We start from the raw sequence: 12,649 nt of genomic DNA on the forward strand, positions 1-12,649 counted from the left end.
TCGGCCATCACGACGTCTGCACCAGCGCGGTGGCCGCCAGCAGCTCCGCCGTCGGCACCTGAAGCCCGGCGGTGTCCGGCACCACCGGAGTCGCCGGCACGACGGTGGCCGGCGTCCCCGCGGCGTTCGGGAACTGCGGCTGCACCGGCGGCGCGGCCACGTCGGTGAACGGGATCCCGCCCGGCGGCTTCGGCGCGCTCCAGGTGCCCGACGGCGAGGGCGTCTGAGGCGCGGCCGGGCAGGCGGTCGCGGCCGCGCCGAGGCCGGCGGGAGCCGTGTGCAGGCCCTGGCCGCGCACGCAGTTGCCCTGCCCGGCGGTCGCGGTCGGGAACGTCCAGCCGACGTCGAGGCCGTTGCCCGCGAACAGGTCGTCCAGGATCTGGTTGTCGTTCGGCGGGATGTCCTGCGTCGCGGTGATCACCACACCGGCGTTGGTGTTGCCGGTGACGCGGTTGTGCAGGAACTGGTTCGAGCTGCCGCCGTCGACGCCGATGCCGATGCCCCAGCCGCCGTCGGCCTGCTCTGGTGTCGCAGACTGCTGATTGGCGGCGACCAGGTTGCCGGCGACCACCGCGCCCTGCTGGGGAAGCAGCTTCTCCTGGTGGTCGGAGTCCGTGGTCAGGCCGACCCGGTTGCCGACCAGCCGGTTGGCGACGACGTACATGTCGCCGCTGGCGTTCGTGCCCTCGTAGCCGACGGCGTTCAGCTCGGCGATGTCGTCCTGCACCACGATGTGGCACGGCTTGCACTGCCCGACATAGATGCCCGAGTCGGCACCTCCGGAGGTGTATGAGTGCTCGATGACTCCGTTCTGCGCCGAGAATGCGTAAATGCCGTAGAGCCCGTTGCGCGTCGCCGTCACGTAGGACACCAGGAACGAGTTGAGGAACGTCACCGGTTCGCTGCCCGTGTCGTAGTCGCCGTTGGACTCCGACTTGCCGGCCGCGGCCTGCGCCGAGCCGGTCACCAGGACGCCGTTCTGGGTGTTGTTCTCCACCGTCAGGTTCTCCACCGCGACGCCGGGCGCGGTGACCACGACGCCGTCGGCCTGTTGCAGCTGCCCGTCGATGACGACCTTGTCCCGCGACTCGCCGCGCAGCGTGATCTGCGGCGTCTTGATCCGCACCATCTCGTGGTAGGTGCCCGGCGCGACCAGCACGAGATCGCCCGGCTCGGCCAGGGCCACCGCGTCGGAGATCGTCGGGGCGTCGGCCGGCACGTGGATCGTCACGTGGGTCCCGGCCGGACGCTTGCCCTGGCTGGACGAGTGGCCGGCACCGCCGCTGCCGCATCCGGCCAGCGACAACACCAGGACGCCGAGCACGGCGCACACGCGAGAACTCAAAGGGGGCACGGCCCAGTTTGGCACGATAAGGCGATTCAGGACTCGGATTCACTCAACCGCCGGACGGTGTGGCACTCTCTACGTTGTGCGCCCAGCCGACCCCCAACCGTCACGACGCGCGTTTCTCGGAACCGCCGGAGCGGTGGTGGCCGTCGGCGGGGTCGCGGGGTGTGACGCGCATGCCACGCAGGCCTCCCCGGCGACGTCACCGCGCGATACGGCCGCCGCTGCCGCCGCTGCCGCCGCGGCAGCCACCACCGCCGCCGACACACCGGTGCCGCCGACGGGACGCTACCAAGCCGGCATCACCACTCCCCAGCCCGCGCAACCCAACCTGCTGGCCGTCGTCGCAGACCTCGATGACAGGACGGCGCCCGGGCCGCTGCTCGCCGAGCTCGGCCGGACCATCCTCGCGCTCACCGCGGGGACCGAACCGCGGCTGCTGGGCCTGGCGCCGGGCGATCTGACCATCACGATCGGCATCGGCCCCCGCGTGGTGCGCAAGGCGCCGGGCGCGCAGGCAGCCGGAGCCGCGCTGCCGGGCACGACCGACCTCCCGCAGTTCTCGCGCGAACAGATCGCCCCGCAGGCACGCGGCGGAGACCTGTTGATCCAGCTGTGCGCGAGCGACGCGCTGGTCCTGCCGGTCGCCGCCGCCGCGCTGCTGGACCAGGCCGGGGCACGCGTCACGGAACGCTGGCGCCAGTCCGCGCGGCGTGGGCCGAACACGCCTGTCGGGCCGGGACGTACCGCGCCCCGGAACCTGCTCGGCTTCCTCGACGGGATCGTGGGCCCGGCCACGACCGCCGAGCAGCAGGGCGACCTCTGGCTGGCCGGGCCGGCACCGGTGGCCGGGGGCACCATCGCGGTCGTCCGGCGGATGGAGCTCGATCTGCCGCGCTTCGCCGCGCTGTCCGTCCCGCAGCAGGAGGCGGTCTTCGGCCGGAGCCGGGACAGCGGTGTCCCGCTGTCCGGCGGCACCATCGCCACGAACCCGGACCTCGGCGCCAAGACCCCGGACGGCCGCTACCTGATCCCCGCCGACGCCCATGCGCGCCGCGCGCACGCGAACGTGGTCGGGGTCGGCCTGATGCAGCGGCGCTCGTACAGCATCGACGATCCGCGGCCCGGGCTGCTGTTCATCAGCTTCCAGAACGACCTGCACACCTTCACCGCCACGCTCACGCACATGGACGACTCCGACGCGCTGCTGCCGTTCACCACGACCACGGCGAGCGCGACGTTCCTGATGCTGCCGGGCTTCGATCAGCGGCATCCGCTGGGATCGACGTTGTTCGGCTGAGGCTCGGGCCGAGTCTCACCTCCCCGGCACCAGCACAGCCCGCCCAGCGACCCGACCGGCGGCGACGGCCGCCATCGCCTCGGCGGCCGCCTCCAACGGGAAGGTCTCAGTGCCGAGCGTGACGCGGCCCGCGGCGGTCAGCGCCATCAGTTCGCCGAGTTCGGCGTGCGTCCCGATCTGGTTGCCGAGGATGGTCAGTTCCCTGTTGATCATGTCGAGGTGCTCGATGCGGACCCCGCCGCCGTAACCGACGATCGAGTACACGGCGCCCTTGGCGAGCATGCGCAGTGCCTGCTCCGGGACCGCGCCCTCGCCGACCAGGTCGAGTACCGCCTGCGCGCCGCGGCCGCCGGTCAGGTCCAGGACGGCGTCGGCCGCCGCCTCGGCGGGCAGCGCGATGACGTCGTCCGCGCCGAGGTCGCGGGCTGTTCGGGCGCGCGACTCGTCCGGCTCCACCACGACCACTCGGGCCGGCGTCAGGATCTTCAGCAACTGCACCGCGATCTGCCCCACGCCGCCCGACCCGAGGCAGACCACTGTCGTACCGACACCGGTAAAGGGAGCAAGCCGCCGCACCGCGTGCATCGCCGTGAGCCCGGCGTCGGCGAACGGCGCCAGCCGGGCCGGCGAGGCGTCGGGCTCCAGCTTCACCAGAGCCCGCGCCGAGGTGCGCATCAGCTCCGCGTAGCCGCCGGGCCAGCCGTCGACGCCGGGGAAGCGCCACGTCGCGCAATGCATGTCCGCGCCGCGCCGGCAGGCATCGCAGAACCCGCAGGTGACAGCCGGGTGCACGATCACCGGGTCGCCGACCGCCAGCTGCGACACCCCCGAGCCGACGGCCTCGACCCAGCCCGCGTTCTCGTGACCCAGGGTCAGCGGGGGCTGCTGGGCGAAGGCCGTCTCCAGGGCGCCCTCGACGATGTGCAGGTCGGTGCGGCAGATGCCGGCGCCCGCGATGCGGACGACCACGTCCTGCGGATCTTCGACGGCCGGTTCCGGCACGTCCACGACCGAGACCGGCTGCCCGAATCCGACTACCTGTACCGCGCGCATTCCGTCATCCTTCCCGCACGAGGTGCACCATCGTGCTCATCGGGTCTCCGCCGCCGAGGGCCACCGGCAGTCCTCGGCTCAGCAACACTGCGCCGTGGTGCACGATCCCGCTCCCCACGTCGCGGTATCGGCCGGCGGCGTCGACGCCGCGCAGCACGATCGGCCGTTCCATTTGTGCGAACCGCCGCTCGCGCCGGTAGACGAACACCACCGCTTCGGAGCGGTCCGCGGTCACGTACTCCACGCCGCTCAGATCCCCCGACGCATCGCCGTGCGCATACCGCACTCCGTGCTGCACGACGGGACGGATCCGCTTGTAAACGCTGACCATCTCGCGCGCCGTCGCCAGCTCCGCCTCGCTCCACTCCGCGAGATCACCGCCGATACCCAGCACGCCGGCCATCGCCACGTGGAACCGGAACTCCAGCGGGATGCGGCGGCCGGTGTGCGGGTTCGGCGAATCCGTGACCCAGGCCGACATCACGCGCGCCGGATACACGTGCGCGAACCCCTCCTGGATCGCGAGCCGGTCCAGCGCGTCGGTGTTGTCCGAGGTCCACACCTGGTCGACCCGGGCCAGCATCCCGGCGTCGAGCCGGCCCCCGCCGCCGCTGCACGACTCGATCCGCAGTGCCGGATGGTCGGCGCGCAGCCGGTCCAGCAAGGCGTACAGGTTTTCCACGTACCCCCGCCAGACGAGGTCCCCCCCGCCGGGGCCGGCCTCCGGCCACCCGACCTCCGTGAAGGGCCGGTTCATGTCCCACTTCAGGAAGCCGATGTCGTTCTCCGCGACGAGCCGGTCCAGCCAACCGTGCACCCACGCGGCGACATCGGGCCGCGCCAGGTTCAGCACCAGCTGGTTCCGGTGTTCGCTGCGCTGCCGGAACGGCTGGTGCAGGATCCAGTCGGGATGCTCGCGATACAGATCAGAGTCCGGATTCACCATCTCCGGCTCGACCCACAGCCCGAAGTCCATGCCCAGTTCCCGGACCCCCTTGACCAGCGGGGCGAGCCCGTCGGGGAAGCGGTCCGGGTTGGGCCACCAGTCCCCCAGGCCCGCGCGGTCCGAGGTCCGGGAGCCGAACCAGCCGTCGTCCATGACGAACAGTTCGACGCCGAGGTCCGCCGCCTGGCGGGCCAGCGCGAGCTGTCCCTCCAGGGAGACGTCGAATCCCGTCGCCTCCCACGAGTTGTAGACGACCGGTCGCAGCTCTCCGGCATGCGGCAGGACGCGGTCGAGCACGTACCCGTGCCAGGCCTGCGACGCCGCGTCGAAACCGCCGTCGGTCCAGATGCCCGCGCTGACCGGCGTGGTCAGGACCTCGCCGGGGGCCAGCGGCCACACGGCGCCGTCCGGCCCGAATCCCGCGGCCACCACGGTCCGGTCGGCCGAGGTGCGTTCGACGGTGATCTGCCAGCTGCCGCTCCACGCGAGCGCGCAGCCGAAGACCTGGCCGTGGGTCGCGCCCGCGGTGCCGTCGTCGATCATCACCCACGGGTTGGCGTGGTGGCCGGTGATGCCGCGGCGGCTGGTGAGGAGCGTCTCGCCGAACGGCGGCGAGGAGCGGTTCAGCCGGGTCTCGGCGGCCCATCGGCCGCGGACCTGGCTCAGGCGGTAGTCGGGCAGCGGCGGCAGGGTCCAGGACGCGGAGTCCGCTCGCAGGATGCTGATCTGTTCGCCGCCCGCCGGTCCGGTGTGCCGCAGCACCAGCCGCCGCTCGATCACCGGACTACCCCTGCGAACCCGGTGACGGCTTTCCACAGCCAGTGGATAGTGGCGGTCGGCGAAGCTCAGGACGAGCTCGGCCGTGGTGTCGTCGGGGTTCTCGATCGAGGCGCCGGCGAAGTCCAACTCCAGGTCGCGCGTCCCGTCCGCGAACCGCACGGCCAGTTGCGCGTGCCCGAAATGGAAGGCCGCGCCGGCCGCGAGTTCCAGCGGTCCCTCGACGTCCTCCTCGAAGGGCCAGGCGCCGCCGTGGCCGACCGCGCCGAACCCGGGCGCCGACACGTCCGAGACGCCCGACACACCTGACGCGCCCGACACACCCGCCGGCACCGGCGCCGCGACGCCGATCAGCGCCGCGGCCTGCTCCAGCCCGAGTTCTCGTCCCCAATGCGCCGACAGCAGCCGGTCGCGGGCGTCCAGCCGCAGCACCGCGCACGAGCCGCCGGCGGTCACCAGCCAGGCCCGGGCCCCGGGAATCGACCGAATGAGCGTCATGATTCCCTTTCAGCCCTTGACCGCGCCACCGGTCAGGCCCTTGACGAAGTGTTTCTGCAACAGGAAGTAGAAGACGACGACCGGCAGCGCCGCCAAGAACATCAGCCCGAACAGCTGTCCGTAGTTCGACTGATGCTCGCCGAGCGCCCGGTAGACGCCGACGGTGACGGTCGTCCCGCCGACCGGCCCGAGGATGATCAGCGGATCCAGGAAGTCGTTCCAGATCCACACCCCGAGGAAGATCAGCACACTGGCGGTGGCCGGCCGCAGCAGCGGGAAGACCACGATCCAGAACGTCCGCCACCGTCCGGCCCCGTCCAGCGCGGCCGCCTCCTCCAGCTCGATCGGGATCGAGCGGATGAACCCGGCGAACACGAAGACGCCGAAGGGGATGTAGTAGCCGACGTTGAACGCGACCATGCCGGTCAACGTGGTCATCAGGTGCGTCAGCCGCAGGATCCGCACCACCGGCACCAGGATCACCTGCGGCGGGATCATCAGCCCGGCCAGCAGCACCAGCAGCGTCGCGCGGGCGAGGCGGCTGCGTGTGCGGGCCAGGTAGTGGCCGAGCATCGCCGACAGGACCGCCAGCACCACGATCGACACCGTCGTGATCTCGACGCTGTTGAGCAGGCCGTCCCAGTAGAGATTGTCGGGGCGGTCCAGCGCGGCCTTCAGGTTGTCCAGGGTCGGCGGCCACGGCACCGACGCCGGCGAGCCGGTGATGTGGTCGCCGGGCTTGAAGACGTTCACCACGACCAGGTACAGCGGCACCGCGAAGACCGCGGTGACAGCCAGCGCGACCAGGGGACGGACCCACGGCGCGCGCGAGTCGTCGCGTCGGCCGGACCGCTCCCGCACAGCGCGCTCGGTCTTCTCGATCACCGCCGTCACAGCTCCACCTCCCGCCGTTGCAGCAGCCGCAGCACCACGCTGGACACCACCGCGACGATGATCAGCATCAGCACCGCCATCGCCGAGGCCATCCCGGTCTTGTTCTCGGTGAACCCGGTCTGGATCACGCCGTACGCGACCGTCGCCGTGGTCCCGGTCCCCGGGCCGCCGTGCGTGATCACCTGCACGTAGTCGTAGGTCTTGAAGCCGGTGATCAGCAGCATGACCGTGTTGATGGTCAGGGCTGGGGCCAGCATCGGCCAGGTGACCCGGCGAAACTTGGTCCACCGGCCGGCGCCGTCGATCGCCGCGGCCTCCAGCAGCTCGTCGGGCACGCCTTGCAGACCGGCGAGGTAGACGACGGTGCAGAACCCGAGCAGCTGCCAGCTCGCGATCCATCCCACCGAGTACAGCGCGATCGACGGATCGGACAGCCAGCCCGGAGGGTTCTTCACCCCCATCGAGCCCAGCACGGTGTCCAGCAGTCCGCCGTCGGTGAGCATGGCCTGCCAGACCACTGACACGACCACCGAACTGAGCACCACCGGCACGAAGAACACGGTCCGCAGCGCGCGGTAGAGCCGGCCGTTCCGGTTCAGCAGGACCGCGATCGCCAGACCCGCGACGTTCGGCACGATCACAATGATCAGTGTGAGGATCGTGGTGACCCGCAGCTGCGTGCGGAAGTCCGGGTCGCCGAGCAGCCTCACATAGTTGTGCAGCCCGGTGAACTTCGTGTTGGGCAGGAACGCGTCCGCGTTCGTGAAGCTGTAGCCGACGCTCAGCACCAGCGGCGCGAAGACGAAGCACGCGTAGAACAGGAGCCCCGGCGCGCCGAACCCGAGGAAGTACCCCAGGTTCGAGCGCCGGGTTCGTGCGGATTTCCGTACGGGTCGCCGGGTACCCGGCAGGGCGTCTTGCAGCGATGTCATGGGGTGACCTTGTACGTGGTGCCCGCCGTGGTGGCGAAGGTGGCCCGACCACCGGAGACGGTGACGGGGACGGAGGACCCGTTCGCGGTGACGGTCGCCGAGCCCGTGCTCCACGGCAGGACCAGCGTGGCGTTCCCGCCGGCCTGGCTCGTGAGGCTCACGGAGGCCACCGTGCCGCCGCTGACGGCGCTGCTCACCAGGAACGCGCCCTTGGCCAGCAGCGTGAACGACGCGTTCCGCGCCGACGGCCAGCACGGGAAGACCCGGATCGCCCCGGCCTCGCTCTGCATCAGCATCGAGTTCAGCGTCTCGATCGACCCGGAGGTCTCGATGCCGCCGCCGCCCTGGAAGTCGGTGTCGTTGCTGGAGCGCCACAAGTGCGCGATCGAGGCCTTGAATTTCTGGACGAGGTCCTCGGCGGGCCAGCCGACGCGGGCCGCGATGGTGAACTCCTTGGGGAAGCCGTTGTTGGAGTTGCCTCCCGACGTCACGCCCCAGGAGTTCATCTGCGTCAGCGAGTTGATCGCGTACTGCACCAGGGTGGCGTCCCCGCCGATCGAGCACTGCTCGCCCGGGAAGATGACACCTTCCATGTTGATCGGCTGGTTCCCCGGCTCGAACTTGTCCGGCAGGCTCGGGTTGTTGATGACCTCGGCGGTGTAGAAGACCGTGACGCCGTTGTAGGTCCCGGTCGGGTAGGCGCTGAGCTTGGTCAGGAAGTCCTGCCAGGTGCTGCGCAGGCTCGCGTCCACGCCGAGGATCGCCGAGGTCTCCAGCAGGGTGTTGATGACCTTGCGCGCGAACCCGAGGTCCAGGTTCGGGTTGGTGTCGTCGCCGCCCTCGTGGGCCGACGAGTGCTCGAACACCCAGCGCTTGCCGTCCCACACCGCGAAGTCCCGCCAGAAGGCGTCCAGCTCCTTCAGCAGCGGATACAGCTGGTTCTGGAGGTAGGCGGCATCCCGGGTGTACTCCCAGTGCCAGATCAGCGGCAACACCGCGAAGGTGGCGTTCGACTTCTGGTCGGCGGGGAGCTTGGTGTAGTTCTTGCTGGACGCGACCGGGACGGTCGCGGGAGCGGCCTCGTACATGTGGAACGGTGCCAGGCTGCGCTGGAACGCCGTGCCCTGATACCCGGCGCTGTGCGTCGCGTTCCGCTGCCAGGGGACCTCGTTGTAGATCATGCGGCGGTAGGGCTCGGAGGCGTCGGCGTGGTTCGACGAGAAGGCGCCGTAGTACAGGGCTTCCTCGTTGTAGTTCAGGAAGTACCGGCCGCCCCAGCTCGGGGTGTCGTTGGTGAGCCACTGGGCCCACAGCGACGGCGCGTTGGGCGCACCGGACCGGGTCGCGCTGCCGAGCACGTACTGCGCGTTGAAGTAGTAGGCCTCCAACTGCGAGTCGCCGACCACGACGTTGGAGCGCGTCCAGTAGTCCTGCCAGAACGCGGCGTGCGTGCTCGCGGCGCTGCTGATCCAGGCGGCGTTGACGGCGGTGGACGCGCTGACCGCCTGGTCGCGCAGCTGGGTCGGGGTCGGCGCGGTCGTAGAGTCGGAGACGTCCTGAGCATGCGAGCGGACGGCCGTCACCAGCGTCGCCGTCGCCCCGCCGGCCAGGGTGAAGGTGCCGGTGGCAGAGGTCTGCGACGAGGTCTTCGAGCTGCTGACCTTGGTGAACTTCGCGCCGACGAGCTGCGTCGCGGAGGCGGCGGTGGCCTGCAGGCTGACGTTGCCGTTGCCGGAGGAGTTGTTCTGGCGCGTCAGCCACAGCTGGGTGCCGTTGAGCGAGCCCGCGCCGGAGGGGAAGGCGGTGTCCACCGGGAGGACGGCCGTCGCGGTCAGCGTCACCGAGGAGCTGCCGCTCTTGGACGACAGCTGGGTGATCAGGACGCTGTCGTTGTCGGCGGTCCAGGACTTCATCGTGACGGTCGCGTTCGAGAGCGCGAGCACCGTGGTGACGGTCGCCCCGGCCAGGTCCGTGGTCATCGAGTACCCGCTGGACGCCGCGGTCGCGCCGGACGCGGCGACCGTCAGCGTCCCGATCGGCAGGATCGAGGGCTGCCACGTCACCGGGCTCGTGGTCTTGCGGTCGCTGCCCCAGAAGTCGCTCTTGCCGAAGAAGAAGGTCTGCTGGGTGGCCGAGGAGTCACCGACCACCACGCCGAGATCGCCGTTGCCCAGCAGCATGCCCGGCGTGTACTTGCTCGTGACGACACCGGAGATCGGCTTGGTGACGTGCGGGTTCACGGCGGCGAGCTGGGCCTGGACGGCGGACCAGCTGATACCGGTGGCGGCGGCCGCGATCCCGGTGCCGGTGATACCGGTGGTGCCTGCCGTGCCGGCCGAGCCCGAAACGCCCGAAGCGTCCGAAGCACTCGCGTTTTCGGCGCCGGCCCCCACGAGAACCACGCCGACCCCGGCCGCCGTGCCGCCTAGCAGAGTGCGCCGGCCGACGAGCGGGTTTCCGTTGCTGCTCATCTTCCCTCCTCGATGCGATAGGTGCGGTTTGCGATGGTGCGGAACGTGACCCGGCCGCCGGAGACCGTTGCGGGGACCCGGCCGCCGCGAGACTCGTCGGTCACCCGCGCCGATCCGGAGTTCCAGGGCAGCTGGAGCGTGGCGTCGCCGCCGACCCGGCTGTGCAGCCGCACCTGGGCGACCGCCCCAGCGCGCTGCGCGGCGCTGACCAGGAACGCGCCCTTGGCCTGCAACGTGAAGGACGCGTCGCGCGCCGCCGGCCAGCACGGGAACACCCGGATCACGCCGCCCTCGCTCTGCAGGAGCATCGAGTTCAGCGCCTCGGTGGTGCCGGTGGTCTCGACTCCGCCGCCGCCCTGGAAGACGGTGTTGTTGGTGGGCCGCCACAGGTAGGCGATGGAGGCCTTGAGCTTCTGCAGCAGGTCCTCGGCCGGCCAGCCGACGCGGGCGGCGATGACGAACTCCTTGCAGAAGCCGTTGTTGGAGTTGCCGCCCGGTGTCACGCCCCAGGAGTTCATCTGGGTCAGGGAGTTGATGGCGTACTGGAGCAGCATCGCGTCGCCGCCGACGGCGCACTGTTCGCCGGGGAAGATGACGCCTTCCATGTTGATCGGCTGGTTGCCGGGCTCGAAGGTGTCGGGCAGCCCCGGGTTGTTGATGATCTCGCCGGTGTAGAAGACCGTGACGCCGTTGTACGTGCCGGTCGGGTACGCGCTCAGCTTGGCCAGGAAGTCCTGCCAGACCGGGCGCAGGTCGGCGTCCACGCCGAGCACGGCCGAGGTGTCCAGCAGGGTGTTGATGACCTTGCGGGCGAACCCGAGGTCCAGGTTCGGGTTGGTGTCGTCGCCGCCCTCGTGCGCGGAGGTGTGCTGGAAGATCCAGCGGGTGCCGTCCCAGACAGCGAAGTCGCGCCAGAAGGCGTCCAGCTCCTTCAACAGCGGGTACAGCTCGTCGCGGAGGTAGTCCAGGTCCCGGGTGTACTCCCAGTGCCAGATCAGCGGGAGCGCGCCGAACGTGCCGTTCGACTTCTGGTCGGCGGGGAGCTTGGTGTAGTTCTTGGCCGCCGCGACCGGGACCGGCGCCGGGGGCGTCTGGTACAGGTGGAACGGCGGCAGGCTGCGCTGGAACGCCGTGCCCTGATATCCCGCGCCGTGCGTGGTGTTGCGCTGCCAGGCGACCTCGTTGAGGATCATCCGCCGGTACGGCTCGGACAGGTCGGCGTGGTTCGAGGAGAAGGCGCCGTAGTACAGGGCTTCCTCGTTGTAGTTCAGGAAGTAGCGGCCGCCCCAGTTCGGAGTGTCGTTGGTGGTCCAGGCGGCCCACAGCGACGGCGGGTTGTGCACGCCCGAGCGGGTCCCGCTGCCCAGGACGTATTGGGCATTGAAGTAGAAGGATTCCAGCTGCGAGTCGCCGAGCACGACGCTGGACCGGGTCCAGAAGTCGGTCCAGTAGGCCCGGTGCACGGCGCGCGCCTCATGCAACCAGCGATCGCGCATCGATGCGGCGGCCGCGATCGCCTGGTCGCGAAGATCGTCCGGGGTCGGTGCCGGAGTCGGGTCGGAGAGGTCCTGGCCGTGCGAGCGGAACACGGTGAGCAGGACCGCCCTGCCGCCGCCCGAAAGTACGAAAGTGCCGTCGGTGAGGGAGCCGTCCACGAGGACGGTCGCCGAGGCGACGGATGCCTTGTAGCTGACGTCGCCGTAGCCGACGGCATTGTTCTGCCGCGTCAGCCACAAAGCACCGCCGGTCGCGCCGGACACCGACGGATACGCGGGATCGTTCGGCAGCACCACGCCGGCGTTCAGGGTGAGGTCGGCGTCGCCCTTGGCCGAGGAGATCTCCGTGACCAGGACGTTGTCGTGATCGGCGGTCCAGGAGGTCAGGGTAAGCGTGCCGTTCTCGAGCGGCAGAACGGTCGTGACCTGCGCGGCGCCGATGTCGGTGACCATCGAGTAGCCGGTGGCCGCCGCGGTGGCCCCGGGCACGGCGACCGTGAGGGCGCCGACCGGCAGGATCGAGTTCTGCCAGACCAGCGGGCTCGTGGTCTTGCGGTTGTTGCCCCAGAAGTCGCTCTTGCCGAAGTGGAAGGTCTGCTGCGTGGCCGAGGAGTCCCCGACCACCACGCCGATGTCGCCGTTGCCCAGCAACATGCCTGGTGTGTACTTGTTGGTGACGACCTTCTGGATCGGCGCGGTCACGTGCGGGTTCACGGCGGCCAGTTGGCACTGCACGTCCGGCCAGCGCACACCGGACTCGCAGCCCTCATCGCGTGCCTGGTCGGGTAGCTGGTCGGGTAGCTGGTCGGGTAGCTGGTCGGCGGAGGCCGGAGCCGCGAAGGCGACACCGGCGACCGATGCCGCGCCCGCGGCCCCGGTCGCGGCGATCACCGCGCGTCGGCTGATGGCGGTCATGAGCTGTTCTCCCTTCTCG

8 protein-coding genes are annotated in these 12,649 nt (G+C 70.4%); 1 reads left to right on the forward strand and 7 read right to left on the reverse strand.

Annotated elements, in window-relative coordinates; genetic code table 11:
• Positions 1 to 7 precede the first annotated feature (7 nt).
• Entirely contained in the window at positions 8 to 1,354 is a 1,347-nt protein-coding gene (locus ABIA35_RS13620; RefSeq protein WP_370358097.1) for a nitrous oxide reductase family maturation protein NosD, read from the reverse strand.
• Positions 1,355 to 1,430: 76 nt separating this feature from the next.
• Here ABIA35_RS13620 and ABIA35_RS13625 point away from each other — a divergent pair, with 76 nt between their 5' ends.
• Positions 1,431 to 2,648 (forward strand): Dyp-type peroxidase, encoded by a 1,218-nt coding sequence (locus tag ABIA35_RS13625; protein ID WP_370358098.1) that lies wholly within the window; start codon positions 1,431 to 1,433, stop codon positions 2,646 to 2,648.
• Positions 2,649 to 2,663: 15 nt separating this feature from the next.
• Here ABIA35_RS13625 and ABIA35_RS13630 read toward each other — a convergent pair whose 3' ends face one another.
• The 6 genes from ABIA35_RS13630 to ABIA35_RS13655 all read right to left on the reverse strand — a co-directional run bounded on the left by ABIA35_RS13630 (position 2,664) and on the right by ABIA35_RS13655 (position 12,630).
• Positions 2,664 to 3,701 (reverse strand): NAD(P)-dependent alcohol dehydrogenase, encoded by a 1,038-nt coding sequence (locus tag ABIA35_RS13630; RefSeq protein WP_370358099.1) that lies wholly within the window; start codon positions 3,699 to 3,701, stop codon positions 2,664 to 2,666.
• Between the two features lie 4 nt (positions 3,702 to 3,705).
• On the reverse strand, positions 3,706 to 5,922 hold the full coding sequence (locus ABIA35_RS13635) for an alpha-galactosidase (RefSeq protein WP_370358100.1): 2,217 nt from the start codon (positions 5,920 to 5,922) through the stop codon (positions 3,706 to 3,708).
• 9 nt (positions 5,923 to 5,931) lie between these two features.
• Entirely contained in the window at positions 5,932 to 6,729 is a 798-nt protein-coding gene (locus ABIA35_RS13640; protein WP_370337586.1) for a carbohydrate ABC transporter permease, read from the reverse strand.
• Positions 6,730 to 6,812: 83 nt separating this feature from the next.
• Positions 6,813 to 7,748 carry a carbohydrate ABC transporter permease gene (locus ABIA35_RS13645; RefSeq protein ID WP_370336832.1) on the reverse strand — a complete coding sequence of 312 codons (936 nt, stop codon included), beginning with the start codon at positions 7,746 to 7,748 and terminating at the stop codon, positions 6,813 to 6,815.
• A complete protein-coding gene (locus ABIA35_RS13650; protein ID WP_370358101.1) occupies positions 7,745 to 10,219 on the reverse strand; it encodes a glycoside hydrolase family 95-like protein in 2,475 nt (824 codons plus the stop codon). Before ABIA35_RS13650 ends, ABIA35_RS13645 begins: the two co-directional genes overlap by 4 nt.
• Positions 10,216 to 12,630: a hypothetical protein gene (locus ABIA35_RS13655; RefSeq protein ID WP_370358102.1), complete on the reverse strand. Its 2,415-nt coding sequence runs from the start codon at positions 12,628 to 12,630 to the stop codon at positions 10,216 to 10,218. Before ABIA35_RS13655 ends, ABIA35_RS13650 begins: the two co-directional genes overlap by 4 nt.
• Positions 12,631 to 12,649 lie beyond the last annotated feature (19 nt).

The sequence above is a fragment of the Catenulispora sp. MAP12-49 genome (genome assembly GCF_041262705.1).
Classification (GTDB): Bacteria; Actinomycetota; Actinomycetes; order Streptomycetales; family Catenulisporaceae; genus Catenulispora.

Bases quoted from the DNA above. Each gene is read 5' to 3' on its own strand.
- ABIA35_RS13645 (WP_370336832.1), bottom strand. From the start codon at position 7,748: ATGACATCGCTGCAAGACGCCCTGCCGGGTACCCGGCGACCCGTACGG.
- ABIA35_RS13635 (WP_370358100.1), bottom strand. From the start codon at position 5,922: ATGACGCTCATTCGGTCGATTCCCGGGGCCCGGGCCTGGCTGGTGACC.
- ABIA35_RS13655 (WP_370358102.1), bottom strand. From the start codon at position 12,630: ATGACCGCCATCAGCCGACGCGCGGTGATCGCCGCGACCGGGGCCGCG.
- ABIA35_RS13650 (WP_370358101.1), bottom strand. From the start codon at position 10,219: ATGAGCAGCAACGGAAACCCGCTCGTCGGCCGGCGCACTCTGCTAGGC.
- ABIA35_RS13630 (WP_370358099.1), bottom strand. From the start codon at position 3,701: ATGCGCGCGGTACAGGTAGTCGGATTCGGGCAGCCGGTCTCGGTCGTG.